The organism is Erwinia sp. BNK-24-b (genome assembly GCF_047456155.1).
GTDB classification, from domain to species: Bacteria; Pseudomonadota; Gammaproteobacteria; order Enterobacterales; family Enterobacteriaceae; genus Erwinia; species Erwinia phyllosphaerae.
The window spans coordinates 2,895,306-2,910,278 of the sequence record NZ_CP179901.1; the positions used below are offsets into that span (position 1 = coordinate 2,895,306).

Genomic DNA, 14,973 nt, shown 5'->3' on the forward strand with positions numbered 1-14,973 from the left:
ATCCTTCTGAGGAATCAGCTTACGGCGCCAATCAGCGCGTTAAAAATGGTTTGGGCAGTCTGCAAAATCTGCGCGTTCGCCGTGTAATACTGCTGGTAGCGCGTCAGGTTGCCATACTCTTCATCCAGGTTGACGCCGGAAACGGACTGCTGCTGGTTGGTCAGCTGCGTTACCACGTTCGTCTGGGTGGTGCTGGTCGTTTCCAGGTTGCTGGTTTTGTTGCCAATCGTGGCAACCATGCTGGCATAGCCCTGCGTAATCGTGCTGCCGCCGCTAATGACACCTTTGGTCTGCAAATTCAGCAGCGACTGCGCGTTGTTGTTGTTGCTTACTCCATTATCGGCATCGGCAGCGGCGACTTTAGCTTCGTCGGTAATGTTCACGCTCATATTAGCGATGGTGTTGGCTACCGGCTTGACCAGGAAGCTGTCTTTCGCCGCAGGCGTGCCGCTGACCGTCAGCTGTAAGCCATCGAAACTGAGCGTTGGGTTACCGCTGCTGTCCGTTCCCGCCGTGGCGGTCACGCTGGCATTGTCGGACTGGCGCTTGACGTTCCAGTTGGTGCCGTCGTAGCTCACCGTATAATCTGAGGCCTTTACGCTGCTGGTATCTGTCCACGCCGCAGAGACGGAAGCCGTACTGGTATTCTTTGTATTTGCCGTGACGGACGGGCCGCCAAGGTTAAAGAAAGCTTCGCCCGCATCGCCATTGCTGTCATAGCCCGCTTCGTGCTGGGTGTTGAAGCTGTCGCCCAGCGCCATCGCCATCTGGCCAAGCTGGTTACGGGTTGTATCCAGGTCGCTACGGAAAGCGAGCAGACCGCCCAGCGAGCCGGTTGTAATCTGGCTATCGGGAATTTCAGTGGTTTTACCGCTGGTGGAGTCCACGGTCGCCACTACTTTACGTGTTGGATCGGCGCTGGAAGAGACAGAGGCCAGTTTGTTATAGCTGTCGCCCTGTACCAGCGAAATACCGTTGCCGATGCTGATGTTGTAGCTGCCGCCATCCTGCTGACTGACGGTCACGCCGACAATATTGTTCAGATCGCTGACCAACTGGTCGCGCTGATCCAGCAGATCGTTAGGGGAGTTACCCGCGCCCGCGCCTTTCAGCTTGGTGATCTGCTGGTTGATATTGGCGATCTGTTTGGCGTAGCCGTTGATCTGGTCGACGCTGGAAGTGATCGAGGTGCTCAGGCTGCTGTCCGCGTTACGCAGATAGGTATCGGTCACTTTGAACTGGTTTACCAGGCCATCTGCCTTGCCCAATACTGCCTGACGCGACGAGGAGTCAGAAGCGTTACTGACCAGCGTTTGCAGGGAAGAGAAAAAATCCTGCACGGTAGTCGACAGCGTATTGGTAGTGCCGGAGAACATATCGTCAATGTTCGACATCTGGCTATACTGCGTGGTCAACGCGCTGGACTGGGTGCTGGCGCTGCGCAACTGGTTAGTAATAAACGCATCGTACTCGCGGTTGACGCTGGCAACCGAAACGCCGTTACCATAATACTGCGTACCGTTCAGCGTACTGCTTGCCTGAGCCAGAACCGTTGTCTGACGTGAATAGCCGGCAACGCTGTAATTGCTAATGTTGTTACTGGTGGTGCTCAACGCGGCCGAAGCGGCGTTGATACCGGTCATAGCGGTATTAATTAAGTTAGACATGTCGGTTCCTTATCACCCTGGCTCAGCACGGCCCGGCAGTACAATCGGTTACCGGCCTGCGTTAACGCAAATCCGGCTTTACAAAGTTATCGGCAAAATTAACGCAAACTTGAGCGAGAAATCAGAACAAATCGCCCAGATCCTGGGTGTAAGCCTTCACGACCTTTTCGCCCATATTTTTGAATTGCTGGATCATTCCCACCAGCTTCTGCGCATATTTTGGATCGGTTGCGTAGCCTGCGGCCTGTAACGCTTTCGCGCCCTGCTCCGGCGTCGCCGCCGTGGTAACCGCCTGATAGCGCGGGTTATTGGCAATCAGTTTTACGTAGTCGTTCAGCGCATCGAAATAAGAGTCGTAAACGCGGAATTTGGCTTTTACCTTTTTCGCTTCGCCGTGCTCATATTCGGTGGTGGTGATTTCCGTGGTTTTGCCCTGCCAGCTGCCCGTCGCTTTGATACCAAAAAGGTTGTAGCTCGGCTTGCCTTCAGCGGTCATGATCTGGCGCTGTCCCCAGCCAGACTCCAGCGCGGCCTGCGCCAGGATCAGGTGATGAGGAATACCGGTACCGGCGCTGGCCTCGATGGCCGGCTGTGACAGTTTGGCGATAAAGTCGCTGCTGTCGCCGCTGAGCGGCGTGTCCGCAGGCGCTGGTAAGCGCGGTACGGCCTTACGCACAATCTGTTCCATCGCCAGCGGCGGCAGCGTGTTGATAAAGTCTTTGTCCAGCATCATCGGCACGGTGCCCGCTTTTTCATCGGGCGACTGCGCCTGCTCCATTTGCTTGACCATCATGTCGGCCAGGCCCAGTCCTTTAGAGGCGATCTGCTGCCCAATCTGCTGATCGTACATGGACGTATAAAGACGCGTCTGTTCAGTGCTCAGCAGGCCATCCTGCGGCAGCGCCTGACGCATGCTTTTCAACATCATTTGTACAAACATCCCTTCTACCTGCTTTGCAACTTCCCGCGCATGCGCTTTCGGGTCGCTGCTGGCCTGACGTTTCAGGGTGTTCAGGGCGCCGCTGTCATACGCGGCTCCCATCAGAGACTGGGTATCGCTCATCAGATAATTTCCAGTTTGGCGTGCAGACAGCCCGCGCTCTGCATTGACTGCAGGATAGACATTAAGTCGATTGGCGTAGCGCCCAGTGCGTTCAGTGCGCGAACCACGCTGTTCAGATTGGCGCTGGCGTTAACGCTTTGCAGTGCGCCACCGCTCTGACGTAAATCGATCTGCGTTTGCGGCGTCACTGCCGTCTGGCCACCCGCAAACGGCGTGTTCGGCTGGCTAACGTTCTGCTGCTGGTTAACCGTGACCGACAGATTGCCCTGAGCGATAGCGCAGGAACTGAGCATCACTTCGCGGTTCATGACTACCGAGCCGGTACGCGAGTTGATAATCACTTTCGCGTCCTGAATCGGCACCGACACATCGATATTCTGGATATCGGCCAGCAGGCGAACCTGGGAAGTGCCGTTGGCAGAAACCTGTACCTGCACGGTACGGCCATCCAGCGCCTGGGCTGAGCCGTAGCGACCGTTAATCGCATCCGCGATGCGCTGCGCCATGCTGAAGTCTTCTTCATTCAGGAACAGGTTAATGACGTTAGAGGTACCGAAGTTATTCGACAGCTCGCGTTCAATGGTGGCTCCGCCGGTGATGCGACCACCGTTAACCTGGTTTACCGTCACGCTGCTGCCGCCTGCTGAAGCACCCGCACCGCCGACCAGAATGTTACCCTGAGCCAGGGCGTAAACCTGATTGTCGACGCCTTTCAGCGGCGTCATCAGCAGCGTACCGCCACGCAGGCTCTTCGCGTTACCCATTGAGGAAACCACCACGTCAATCACCTGCCCCTGGCGGCCGAACGCTGGCAGCTTGGCGGTGACCATCACCGCCGCCACGTTTTTCAGCTGCATGTTGGTGCCGCTTGGGACAGTAATACCCAGCTGCGACAACATGTTGTTCAAACTCTGCGTGGTAAACGGCGTCTGGGTGGTCTGGTCACCAGACCCGTCCAGGCCAACCACCAGACCGTAACCGATCAGCGAGTTATCGCGTACGCCGCCAACCGTGGTCAAATCGCGAATGCGATCGGCGTGGGCGAAGGCGCTGATAGCGGTCAGCAGCAGCAGGGTGAATCGAATAATCTTACGCATTTTAACCTCTTAGAATGGTGACAGGTTCAGGAAGAACCGTTGCAGCCAGCCCATCGTCTGTGCCTCATTGATATAGCCGTTGCCGACGTACTCAATGCGGGCATCCGCCACCTGGGTCGAAATTACGCTGTTGCTGCCGCTGATGGTGCGTGGGTTGACCACGCCCGAGAAGCGGATAAATTCCGTACCCTGGTTAATCTCAATCTGTTTCTCACCGACCACTTTCAGGTTGCCGTTCGGCAGAACCTGGTTCACGGTCACGGTGATGGTGCCGGTAAAGGTGTTGTTCGCCGTAGCGCCGCCTTTACCTGCAAAAGTATTCTTGCCGCTGCCATCCAGCGTAGCTTTGTCGCCGCCCAGCAGGCCGGTCAACGCGCTTGGTACGGCGGTCAGGCCCACAGTGGCACTGCCGTCGCGTCCCGCAGACGCGGTGGAACTCTTACTGGCACTGACGTTTTCCTGCAGGGTAATGGTCAGCGTATCGCCAATATTACGTGGACGACGATCCTCGAACAGCGGCTGGTAGCCGTAGTTCATTGGCATCACGCCCTGAAAAATGGAACCGTTAACAACCGGTGGCGAAGCAGGCAGCGGCTGGGCCGTTGTCGAACCTTCCACCAGAGGCTTACGTGGAACTAAAGCACAACCGTTAAGCGTCAGCAGCGCTAAGGCTACCAACAAGCGTCCAGGCATTGAGATTTGCTTCGCCATGGAATTAACCTTTAATAATGAATGAAAACTTTTATCAGAGCCGGGCGAACCCGGCCGTTACTGCTGTTTTACTTACAGCTGAGTCAGCTTGGCCAGCATCTGATCGGATGTGCTGATTGCCTTACTGTTGATCTCATAGGCGCGCTGCGTCTGAATCATGCTTACCAGTTCCTCGGCAACGTTAACGTTGGAGGTTTCGACATAGCCCTGATAGAGCAGGCCCGCGCCGTTGTTGCCTGGCGTGCTGTCCGTTGGCGCACCGGATGCCTGCGTTTCCTGGTAAAGGTTTTCACCTTTGCTTTCCAGACCGGCATCGTTAATAAAGGTGCTCAGCGTCAGCTGACCAACCTGCGTCGGCTGAGTCTGGCCCTGCACCGTTACGCTGACCACGCCGTCACGGCCGATAGTCATGCTCAGTGCGTTAGCCGGAATAGTAATCGCAGGCTGCACCGGGAAACCGGCGTTGGTCACCAGCTGGCCGTTCTGGTCAGTCTGGAAAGAACCGTCGCGGGTATAGGCCAGCGTGCCGTCCGGCATCTGCACCTGGAAATAGCCCTGACCGCTGATCGCCACATCTTTCGATGAGTCGGTTTTGTTCAGGTTACCCTGGGTGTGCAGACGTTCTGTCGCTACCGGACGCGTACCTGTACCCATCTGCATACCGGAAGGCAGTGTCGTCTGCTCAGAAGACTGCGCGCCAGGCTGACGAATGGTCTGGTACATCAGGTCTTCAAACACGGCACGCTGGCGTTTAAAGCCGTTGGTGCTAACGTTTGCCAGGTTGTTCGAAATGACGTCCATATTAGTTTGCTGAGCGTCAAGACCGGTTTTGGCAATCCATAAAGAGTTAATCATGTTGTATTCCTCTGCACTTAGCTCATTGACAGCAGCTGGTTAGCGCGTTGTTCATTTTCATCGACGCTGGAGATAACTTTCATCTGCATCTCGAAGCGGCGTGAGTTAGCGATCATATCGACCATGGTCTGGGTAGAGCTGACGTTGCTGCCTTCCAGCACGCCAGGCATCACCTGAATGGTCGGGTCGCTCTGCAATGTCTGTGCCCCACCGGTGGGACGGAACAGGCCGTCGTCACCGCGAGTCACCTGCGAGCCGGTGGCTTTCACCAGCTTCAGCCGTCCCAGCTGCACAGTGGCGTTCGGCGGATCGCCCGGGTTCAGCGCGGTAATCGTTCCGTCAGCAGCAATGGTGATTTCCGACCCTTGCGGCACGGCGATCGGTCCACCGTCGCCCATGACCAGCTTGCCCTGAATGGTGAGCTGCCCGGCCGGGTTTAACTCCATGTTGCCGTTGCGGGTGTAGGCTTCAGAGCCATCTGCCGCCTGCACCGCCAGCCAGCCATCCTGACGAACAGCAACGTCCAGCGAGCGTCCGGTATAGTCCATCGCGCCTGGCGTCATATCCGATCCCGGCGTTGAAGCCGTGACCAGCGTACGGGTTGGCAGCGACTGGCCCTGCACCGGCACGGCACGCAGCGCGTTAAGCTGCGCACGGAAGCCCGGCGTTGAGGCATTGGCCAGGTTGTTGGCCGTGACTGCCTGCTGTTCGAGGGTCTGGCTTGCCGCCCCCATTGCTGTATATATCGCGTGATCCATAGGACTCCCCTGTTAGCCGAATTAACGCAGGTTGACCAGGGTGTTGAGGATCTGGTCCTGAGTTTTGATGGTCTGGGCGTTGGACTGATAGTTACGCTGTGCCACGATCATGTTTACCAGCTCTTTACTCAGGTCAACGTTGGAAGATTCCAGCGCGCCTGCGGTCAGGGTGCCCAGGTTACCGGTGCCTGCCAGACCAATCAGTGCCTGACCAGAAGACGCGGTTGCAGACCAGACGTTGTTACCTTCAGACTTCAGGCCTTCCGGGTTAGCAAAGTTAGCCAGCGCGATCTGCCCCAGAGTCTGGCTTTTCTCGTTGGAGTAGTTGCCGACTACGGTGCCGTCGTTGTTAATCTGGTAGCTGGTCAGGTCGCCCGGCTTGTAGCCATCCTGCGTTGGGTTACCAAACGTTGTGGTGCCGGTGTTCTGCTGCTGGCTGCCGGTCATATCCAGCGAGAAAGTCGTCGCGGCTGAACCGTTCAGGCCCGCCAGCGATACCGACTGGGTTGCCGTGGAGGTCAGCTGACCGCTGGTGTTAAAGGACATGTTAAAGGTGCCCACGTCCGCCGTTGGATCCGCTGCGCTGCCATCCTTCACGTTCACGGTCCAGGCGTTGTCGCCGGTCTTGGTGAAGTAAAGGTTCAGGTTGTGCTCGTTACCCAGCGAGTCATAGGTGGTCATTGACGCTTTGCTGTTGTAAGAAGCCGTATTGTTAATATCCAGCGGCGTGGTAGTCGGCACGCTGTCGGTAGAGTTCAGGTTCGCCACCAGCGCTGCGGTAGAGGTCGATTTAGCCGCCATCGCCGTTGTTGGGATGCTCAGCGCAACCGGGTTAGCACCGGTCTGCACGGTTGGTGGCGTACCGGTTGCCGGATAGCCGGTCAGCTGCAGGCCGTTGGCGTTGACGATGTTGCGGTTGGCGTCCAGGGTAAACTGGCCGTTACGGGTATAGGACACCGCGCCGCTGCTGTCGGTCATACGGAAGAAGCCAGACTGGCTGATCGCCACATCCAGGCCACGGCTGGTGGAAGTGGTGGTACCGTCGTTAAAGTCCTGCGTTACCGCAGCCACTTTTACGCCCAGGCCCACTTTAGAATCCGCGAACATATCGGCGAAGGAAACGGTAGCGGATTTAAAACCCACCGTTGCGGAGTTAGCGATGTTGTTGCCGATAACGTCAAGGTTGCTGGAGGCGGCGTTTAAGCCACTGACTGCCTGAGAAAATGCCATCTGTGTATTCCTGAATTGGGGTTAAGTTAAATAATCTGACGAACATTCGCGACGGTGGTCGTACCCATCGTGCCGAGGTCCAGAACGGCACCGCTGGTGTCGTTAGTAACCCCATTAACTAATGCATAGTTCAGCGGCTGCGCGACCAGCTGACCGCTGGCGTTGCTGGCGCTGATAGCCACGCTGTATTTACCGTCTGTTGCCGTGGTGCCATCAGCCTGTGAACCATCCCATGAGAAGGTATGGACACCGGCACTCAGCGCGCCCAGGTTGATGGTTTGCACCACTTTGCCGGACGAATCAGAAATAGTTGCCGTAGTCGCCGTGGAGGCCTGCGTCAGGCTAAGGCCGAACGGCGTAGTCTGGCTGCTGCCAACCAGCACCTGCGAGCCATCGACCATCACGCCGTGACCAATCAGCGTGGAAGCCTGCAAAGACTGTCCGCTGTTGATCTGGCCGGAAATCGATCCCAGCGTGGTGTTCAGTTTTTCAATACCGCTCAGGGTGTTGATCTGCGCCAGCTGGGTAGTCAGCTGGCTGTTGTCCATCGGATTCGTCGGGTCCTGGTTTTTCAACTGCGTGACCAACAGGGTCAGGAAGTTACTTTGCAGGTCGGCTGCCGAGGTATCGGTAGTCGACGACGACGAGGTAATAGCTGTGTTATCAAGTGACTCATTAACGCCAACGGTAATGCCCATCTGCCTGTTCCTTATTGACCCATGGTCAGGGTTTTCATCATCATTTGTTTCACGGTATTCAGTACTTCAACGTTGGCCTGGTAGCTGCGCGAGGCCGACATGGTGTTAACCGTTTCCCCGACCACATCGACGTTTGGCATCTTTACGTAGCCCTTGGCGTCTGCCATCGGATTACCCGGCTCGTAAACCAGTTTTGCTGGCGTCGGGTCATCAACGACCTGCGACACGCGTACGCCACCGGTTGCTTCGCCTGGCTGCGCGTCGGTCTGGAAGACGACCTGCTTTGCCACATAAGGCTGACCATCCGGGCCGGTGACGCTGTCGGCGTTGGCCAGGTTACTGGCGCTGACGTTCAGGCGCTGCGACTGGGCGGCCATTGCCGAACCGGCGATGTTAAAAATATTCAGTAAAGCCATAAATTATTGCCCCTGTAGTACGGACATCATGCTTTTGATCTGCCCGCTGATGACGGTCAAATCCGTCTGGTACTTCAGGCTGTTATCGGCGAACTCGGTACGTTCACGGTCCATATCCACCGTGTTGCCATCCAGCGAAGGCTGGGAGGGCACGCGGTACATCAGGTCCGCTGATGAAGGTTCCGCCGACTGTGCAGCGATATGGCGTGATGACGTTGTCGCCAGCGACATGCCCGTTCCCTGCGCCCGGCCCTGCTCCATCACTTTGCTCAGCTGGCTGGCAAAATCGATATCGCGCGCCTGATAGCCCGGCGTGTCCGCGTTAGCGATGTTAGATGCCAGGATCTCCTGCCGCTGGGCACGCAGGTTTAGCGCTTCGGTGTTAAACCGCAGTGCCGCGTCAAGTTTGTCGAGCATGCTTCCTCCGCAAGTTGAATTTCAGTGAGGAGAGAATAAGCGGACCAGGAATAATCTGATCGGCGGAATAGCGCTAAAAAGCGTCGTTAATTTGCGCCTTGACTTTGCGCGGGCGTCAGTAGAATTGTTGCCATGTTGTACTGAGGATGAAAAAAATGCGTGGTTTGACTTTCTTCCTGCTGGGACTGGGGATGGCGACAATGTCCGCCAGCGCCGCCGACTTAACGGCCCAGCTCAATCAATTTTTTAAAGCGCGCTATGGAGAAACCGGCCAGGGCGCCGATACTCTGAGCGTGGTGGTCAAAACGCCACAGACGCAATGGCCCACCTGTGAGGCTCCACAATTTTCTTTACCGGGCAATAGCCGGATGTGGGGCAACATGAGCGTGGCTGCTAACTGCGATCAGAATCGCCGTTACCTGCAGGTACAGGTTCAGGTTGAGGGTGACTATCTGGTGGCGGCTCGCCAGGTGGTACGCGGCACGGCGCTGACCGCAGATGATTTAAAAGTCGTACATGGCCGTCTGGATACGTTACCGGCACGTGCGGTTATTAACGCCGCCGACGTGGCTGACGGCATTGCGCTGCGGGATATTATTCCCGGCCAGCCGCTCACGATGATGATGGTGCGCCAGCCGTGGCGAGTAAAAGCAGGTGATAACGTTAATGTTATTGCCAGCGGAGACGGTTTTAATGTTGCCAGCGAGGGGCGCGCCATGAATAATGCGACCGCCGCGCAGCTGGTCAGAGTCAGAATGAATTCGGGACAGATTGTTAGCGGTAAAGTCGGCCCGGATGGGAATATTCTTATAACGCTATAAACAGCTAAAGATGGCTTCATCTCTGCCGATAGTGTAAATAACAGACGTAATACACTTAGCTATTCAGGCCGCGATTTGCCTGAACTTACAGGAGCCAGATATGAGCATCGACAGAACTCAGCCTACGAAGCCAGCCAGCACTGTGCAGCCTCGCGATCTTCCCGAAGTTGCCACGCCAAAGGCCCAGAAGACAGAGACAGAAACGAAAACTACCCCGTCGGGTACTCAGGTAGTATTGAGCGGCGCCCAGTCGCAGCTGACCAAAGCCAGCTCGCAGGATATTAACACCGCGCGCGTTGAGCAGCTGAAGAGCGCTATCCGTAATGGCGAGTTGAAAATGGATACCGGCAAAATTGCCGATGCCCTGATTCAGCAGGCCAAAGACTCTATAGAAGGTAACTAGGTAAATGACTAAGCTGCTGACCGCGCTTGATAAAATGTTGGAAGTACTGAAAAGTCTGGCTGACGTAATGACGGCAGAGCACCAACAGCTCTCAGGCGGCCAGATCAACAGCAGCTTACTGCAGCGTATTACGGAAGATAAAGGTTCTCTGCTGGCGACGCTCAACTTTCTTGAGCAGCTGCGCCGCGACGCGGAGAAAGAGGCTGGCGTTTATGCGCCCTACAGCGGTCAGCCAGAAATGGCCCGTCGCTGGTCAGCCCTTCAGGAACAGACAGTAAAACTGCGCGACACCAATTTACACAACGGCATGCTGCTGAATCATCAAATCTCCTTTACTGAAAAGGCGATTGAGGTATTGAAACCTTATCAGACGCAGAGCTTCTACGGCCCGGATGGCCAGGCGACTTCAAGCAGCTACGTGAACCGTAAAGTGTAAGTCTTTAAGAAGATACGTTAAGCGTTAGCCTTAAAGTAAGGCGCCGTTGAGCGCCACGCATAAAAAACCCCGGCAGATGACCGGGGTTTTGCTTTTGTTTTACCGCTGTTTTCAGGCGATTGTTGTGCGGGCGAAATCTTTCACGCGGAAACCCAGCAGCGCCAGTACCGCAAAGTAGACGCCGCCGCCCACGGCACAGACTGCCGCCAGCCGCAGTAAGCGCATCAGCATGTTGCCTTGCGCCCAGTCCGGCATTACCCAGAGAATGCCCACCAGCGCCGCCGCCATCGCCACCACGGCAATCACCAGCCGCAGCAGAAAGCTAAACCAGCCGGGCTGCGGCTGAAAAATTTTCTGCTTTCTGAGCTGCCAGTACAGCAGCGAAGCGTTCAGGCAGGCCGCCAGGCCAATCGACAGCGCCAGACCGGCATGCTTCAGCGGCCCGATAAACGCCAGGTTCATCAGCTGCGTCATTACCAGGGTAATAATGGCGATTTTTACCGGCGTTTTAATGTCCTGCCGCGAATAGAAGCCCGGTGCCAGGATTTTCACCACGATCAGCCCCATCAGGCCAACCGAATAGGCGACCAGCGCGCGCTGGGTCATTGCGGCATCGAAAGCGGAAAACTTGCCGTACTGGAACAGTGAAATAGTCAGCGGTTTGGCAATAATCCCCAGCGCCACCGCGCTCGGCAGCGCCAGCACGAAGCAGAGACGTAATCCCCAGTCCATCAGGCGGTTATATTCCTGGTGATTGTTGCTGGCAAAGCTTTTCGCCAGCGAAGGCAGCAGAATAGTGCCCAGCGCCACGCCCAGCACGCCGGAAGGAAACTCCATCAGACGGTCGGCGTAATACATCCAGGAAACGGAGCCCGAAACCAGAAAAGAGGCAAAAATAGTGTTAATGATCAGCGAAATCTGGCTCACTGAAACGCCCAGTATCGCTGGCCCCATCTGGCGCATCACTCGCCAGACGCCCGCATCCTTCAAATTCAGGCGCGGCAGCACCAGCATGCCGATTTTCTTTAAATGCGGCAGCTGATAGCCCAGCTGCAGCACGCCGCCAGCCACGACGGCCCAGGCCAGCGCCATCACCGGCGGATGAAAATGCGGTGCGGCAAACAGCGCAAAACCGATCATGCTGACATTCAGCAGCGTGGGCGCAAAGGCCGGAACGGAAAAACGGTTCCAGGTATTGAGGATTGCGCCCGCCAGCGAGGCCAGAGAGATAAGCATGATGTAGGGGAAGGTGACGCGCAGCAGTGCCGAAGTCAGCGCGAACTTATCGGCGGTATCGGCAAAGCCCGGTGCGGTAACCAGAATCACCCACGGCGCGGCAAACATCCCGGCCAGCGTGATAATCGCCAGCGCCAGCGTCAGCAAACCGGAAACGTAAGCGACAAAAACCCGCGTCGCTTCCTCGCCCTGCTTACTTTTATACTCGGCAAGAATGGGCACAAAAGCCTGGGAAAACGCGCCTTCAGCAAAGATACGGCGCAGCAAATTAGGTAACTTAAAGGCGACAAAGAAGGCGTCGGTTGCCATTCCCGCGCCGAAAACGCGCGCCACTATGGCATCGCGCGCAAATCCCAGCACGCGAGAAAACAGGGTCATCGAGCTGACCGCTGCCAGTGATTTCAACAGGTTCATTTTCTTCCTGATTTTTTTTGCAAGGATGCGGCTCGGGCCACGGTAATTACTCGGCCACGGGCAAACCGCCTGAAGGTGGGCATAGTCTACTGATATAGCGCTAAATAACCATATTCGATTGTTACACGTTATTCTCTGTCGCTGTCGCGCCAGAGCTTTTCAATAACGCGCTGCGCGGCCAGCGCCTGCTCGCCGGAGGTTTGCGGCATAGTCTGATTTTGCACGCAGTCAATAAAATGACGGGCGGCGCCAACAAATCCTCGCTGCTCTAGCGTGCTTTGCCAGCCCGGTACCGGCTCAATAATCAGGCGGCCAGCGGTTTCCTGACGGAGTTCACGCATCTCATCAACCTGCCAGACGCTGCCGTCCGCTATCGCCACCACCGATTCACGCTGCGTCCCCGCCCGTCGGTGCATACTGGTAGTGATTTGCAGATTGCCGTAATGAAAATGGTGCTCGGCGTAGAGCATTTCGCCTTCATCGTTGGTTTGTAAAATGCCGCCCTGTAGCGTTCCCCCGCCGCCCAGCCACAGCGCCGTATCCACCACGTGCAGATAGTCATCCAGTAAGGTAAAGAAAAGATCGTGCGGCCCGACGCTGTCACAGCGATGCTTATCCATGCGCAGCGAAGCGAGATGGTTAACCTGCTTCAGCTGAAGATAACGAGGCGCAAAACGGCGGTTAAAAGCTACCATCAGTTTGCGCCCGTGCCTGTGCGCCAGTGCCACCAGCTGCTCAGCTTCAGCAAGCGTAGCCGCCAGCGGCTTGTCGACGCAGACATCTTTTCCCGCCAGCAGCAGCTGCTTGACAATGCTGAAGTGCGTGGCGGTGGAGGTATGAACAAAGAGAGCATCGCAGGCGTCGCTCAGCCCGTCCAGCGTACTGTAAAGCGGAATACGCCAGCTGTCGCATACCGCGCGGGCTTTCTGCTGGCCGGGAGAAAACGCGCCGACAAACTGAAAGTCCCGGGCGTTAGCCAACACCGGTAGCCAGGCTTTTTGCGCAATATTGCCTAAACCGACCATCCCTATACGTAACGTCATCACACACTCCTGGCGACTATGCGGCCTTAAGCCCTGTCGTTATTTCAGCATCCGGCGACGCCGGTTAACTTATCCGATTCTGCTACGCCCGCCATCATCTGACTCAGGCTGTTTCAGCCGTGCTCGCTATGGCTGGTTGCGGTTCTGTAAGCCGCGCCTGCTTCAATTTTCACCGTTAACTATGGCAGTAAGCTTTGCCAGCTGTTGCCTGAGCTCTGCCATTTCGCGCTCCAGGTCGGCAACGCGCTCGTTCAGATCGCCATTTTCCGTCGCTGTATCGGTAACGGCCAGCGCCGCTTCATCCACCTGGCCGCTGAAAAGATGCATATAGCGGCTTTCTCGCTTGCCTGGCTCGCGTGCCAGCCTGACCACAAAAGGGCCATCTTCTCGCGTCGCCAGATTTTCCAGCGTCTGCTCCACCTCGGCCATATCGGCAAATTCATGCAGGCGAGTACTGCGCGTACGCAGTTCGCCCGGCGTTTGCGCGCCGCGCAGCAGCAGCGTGGCGACCAGCGCAAACTCGGCGGGGGACAGTTTTAGCTGGCCGAACTCGCTGTTACAAAAACGATGTTCGTACTTCACTACCCGCTGCCCGGCACCGCTAAAAGCGGTAATCAGATGTTTTTTAGCCAGCATGTCCAGCGAATCCTGCACGCTGGTTTCACCAAGCGTCATCACCGGTTCACGGTTTGATTTCTGGTTGCAGGCCGTCACGACGCCGTTCAGCGACATAGGATATTGGTCCGGCGTGGTGACCTGTTTTTCCAGGAGACAGCCGATAATGCGCGCCTCAACGGGCGAAAGCGTCATTTTCATTAAAAGGATCCACGTCGTTCAGGTGTCCATTCTCTGGCAGTCAGCGCGGTCAACACGTGATCCTGCCAGCGTCCGTCAATCAGCAGATAATCTTTGGCATAGCCCTCTTTCTCAAAGCCGAGCCGCGCCAGCAGATCGCCGCTACGCTGATTATGCGGCATATAGTTAGCCATGATACGGTGCATCCGTTGCTGGCGCTGCATATAGCGAATCGCCGACTGTAATGCCTCAAACATCATGCCCTGGCCCTGCCACTTCTGCCCCAGCGAGTAGCCCAGATAGCAGGCGTGGAAAGAGCCGCGCACCACATTACTGAAGTTTGCCACGCCGCGCACTTCGTTTTCGTCCGGATCCATCACCGCAAAATAGTAGGCGCTGCCCTGCTTATGCATATCGGTTATCAGCCCCAGCCGCGCCTGCCAGCCGGAAGGATAGCAGTGGCTCTCGTCGCGAATCGGCTCCCAGGGCTTAAGAAACAGCCGGTTTTCTGCATAATAATCCGCCAGACGCCAGGCGTCGCGCTCGTGGATTAGACGCACGACCAGCCTGTCGGTGGTCAGACGAACTTTGGGCGCAGCGGAACGATAGCCAAACATCTTCTCTCCTGAGCAGGGGCAGTTAGGTTAAATACCGGCGCAAAAGAGTGGCTGGCCGGTTTAAGCAGCTTCTCTTCACTATAACCGCCCGGTTAGCCATGTAAAATATTGCGGGTGAAATTTCAAAAAATAATGACGGAAGCCGCTGAAAATAGCGGATAAAATGCGCTCTCAATGACGCTTACTTCCCGCCTTCGCCCTGATTTTCGCGCTTATACCGCGGTTTGCCCTCGTGCTAAATCTCTTCCATACTCCCTTAATACATTCAGAAGATTACAGGCAAGACCGTTAATCTT

Annotated in this window: 17 protein-coding genes; 3 read left to right on the forward strand and 14 right to left on the reverse strand. The window is 56.3% G+C overall.

Annotated elements, in window-relative coordinates; all coding sequences use genetic code 11:
- Window positions 1–14 precede the first annotated feature (14 nt).
- The 10 genes from flgK to flgB all read right to left on the reverse strand — a co-directional run bounded on the left by flgK (window position 15) and on the right by flgB (window position 8,912).
- Window positions 15–1,667: a flagellar hook-associated protein FlgK gene (gene flgK, locus ACMGGR_RS13135; RefSeq protein WP_246758747.1), complete on the reverse strand. Its 1,653-nt coding sequence runs from the start codon at window positions 1,665–1,667 to the stop codon at window positions 15–17.
- A 121-nt stretch (window positions 1,668–1,788) separates the two neighbouring features.
- Window positions 1,789–2,730: a flagellar assembly peptidoglycan hydrolase FlgJ gene (flgJ, locus tag ACMGGR_RS13140; RefSeq protein WP_246758746.1), complete on the reverse strand. Its 942-nt coding sequence runs from the start codon at window positions 2,728–2,730 to the stop codon at window positions 1,789–1,791.
- Entirely contained in the window at window positions 2,730–3,827 is a 1,098-nt protein-coding gene (locus ACMGGR_RS13145) for a flagellar basal body P-ring protein FlgI (RefSeq protein WP_281434519.1), read from the reverse strand. The genes flgJ and ACMGGR_RS13145 overlap by 1 nt, the downstream gene beginning before the upstream one ends.
- A gap of 9 nt (window positions 3,828–3,836) precedes the next feature.
- Window positions 3,837–4,538: a flagellar basal body L-ring protein FlgH gene (locus tag ACMGGR_RS13150; RefSeq protein ID WP_246758744.1), complete on the reverse strand. Its 702-nt coding sequence runs from the start codon at window positions 4,536–4,538 to the stop codon at window positions 3,837–3,839.
- Between the two features lie 72 nt (window positions 4,539–4,610).
- Window positions 4,611–5,393, reverse strand: a complete 783-nt coding sequence (gene flgG / locus ACMGGR_RS13155; protein WP_246758743.1) for a flagellar basal-body rod protein FlgG — start codon at window positions 5,391–5,393, stop codon at window positions 4,611–4,613.
- 17 nt (window positions 5,394–5,410) lie between these two features.
- Window positions 5,411–6,151: a flagellar basal body rod protein FlgF gene (locus ACMGGR_RS13160; RefSeq protein ID WP_246758742.1), complete on the reverse strand. Its 741-nt coding sequence runs from the start codon at window positions 6,149–6,151 to the stop codon at window positions 5,411–5,413.
- A 21-nt stretch (window positions 6,152–6,172) separates the two neighbouring features.
- Window positions 6,173–7,381, reverse strand: coding sequence for a flagellar hook protein FlgE (gene flgE, locus ACMGGR_RS13165; protein ID WP_414147064.1), 1,209 nt, complete (start codon window positions 7,379–7,381; stop codon window positions 6,173–6,175).
- 26 nt (window positions 7,382–7,407) lie between these two features.
- Entirely contained in the window at window positions 7,408–8,079 is a 672-nt protein-coding gene (gene flgD, locus ACMGGR_RS13170; protein WP_246758740.1) for a flagellar hook assembly protein FlgD, read from the reverse strand.
- Between the two features lie 11 nt (window positions 8,080–8,090).
- A complete protein-coding gene (gene flgC / locus ACMGGR_RS13175) occupies window positions 8,091–8,495 on the reverse strand; it encodes a flagellar basal body rod protein FlgC (RefSeq protein ID WP_414147065.1) in 405 nt (134 codons plus the stop codon).
- 3 nt (window positions 8,496–8,498) lie between these two features.
- Window positions 8,499–8,912: a flagellar basal body rod protein FlgB gene (gene flgB / locus ACMGGR_RS13180; protein WP_246758737.1), complete on the reverse strand. Its 414-nt coding sequence runs from the start codon at window positions 8,910–8,912 to the stop codon at window positions 8,499–8,501.
- A gap of 155 nt (window positions 8,913–9,067) precedes the next feature.
- Between flgB and flgA the strand changes: the two genes are divergently transcribed.
- The 3 genes from flgA to flgN all read left to right on the forward strand — a co-directional run bounded on the left by flgA (window position 9,068) and on the right by flgN (window position 10,572).
- The gene (gene flgA, locus ACMGGR_RS13185; RefSeq protein ID WP_246758736.1) at window positions 9,068–9,733 is read left to right on the forward strand and encodes a flagellar basal body P-ring formation chaperone FlgA; all 666 of its coding nucleotides are present in this window, start codon (window positions 9,068–9,070) and stop codon (window positions 9,731–9,733) included.
- 100 nt (window positions 9,734–9,833) lie between these two features.
- Window positions 9,834–10,136 (forward strand): flagellar biosynthesis anti-sigma factor FlgM, encoded by a 303-nt coding sequence (gene flgM, locus ACMGGR_RS13190; protein ID WP_414147066.1) that lies wholly within the window; start codon window positions 9,834–9,836, stop codon window positions 10,134–10,136.
- 4 nt (window positions 10,137–10,140) lie between these two features.
- Window positions 10,141–10,572 carry a flagellar export chaperone FlgN gene (flgN, locus tag ACMGGR_RS13195; RefSeq protein ID WP_246758734.1) on the forward strand — a complete coding sequence of 144 codons (432 nt, stop codon included), beginning with the start codon at window positions 10,141–10,143 and terminating at the stop codon, window positions 10,570–10,572.
- A 111-nt stretch (window positions 10,573–10,683) separates the two neighbouring features.
- Here the strand turns inward: flgN and murJ are convergent, their stop codons facing one another.
- The 4 genes from murJ to rimJ form a co-directional block, all read right to left on the reverse strand.
- Window positions 10,684–12,222: a murein biosynthesis integral membrane protein MurJ gene (gene murJ, locus ACMGGR_RS13200; RefSeq protein ID WP_414147067.1), complete on the reverse strand. Its 1,539-nt coding sequence runs from the start codon at window positions 12,220–12,222 to the stop codon at window positions 10,684–10,686.
- A 128-nt stretch (window positions 12,223–12,350) separates the two neighbouring features.
- Window positions 12,351–13,265 (reverse strand): Gfo/Idh/MocA family protein, encoded by a 915-nt coding sequence (locus ACMGGR_RS13205; protein ID WP_414147068.1) that lies wholly within the window; start codon window positions 13,263–13,265, stop codon window positions 12,351–12,353.
- Window positions 13,266–13,427: 162 nt separating this feature from the next.
- On the reverse strand, window positions 13,428–14,081 hold the full coding sequence (locus tag ACMGGR_RS13210; protein WP_414147069.1) for a DUF480 domain-containing protein: 654 nt from the start codon (window positions 14,079–14,081) through the stop codon (window positions 13,428–13,430).
- Window positions 14,081–14,677 (reverse strand): ribosomal protein S5-alanine N-acetyltransferase, encoded by a 597-nt coding sequence (gene rimJ, locus ACMGGR_RS13215; protein WP_246758727.1) that lies wholly within the window; start codon window positions 14,675–14,677, stop codon window positions 14,081–14,083. Before rimJ ends, ACMGGR_RS13210 begins: the two co-directional genes overlap by 1 nt.
- Window positions 14,678–14,973: the final 296 nt, after the last annotated feature.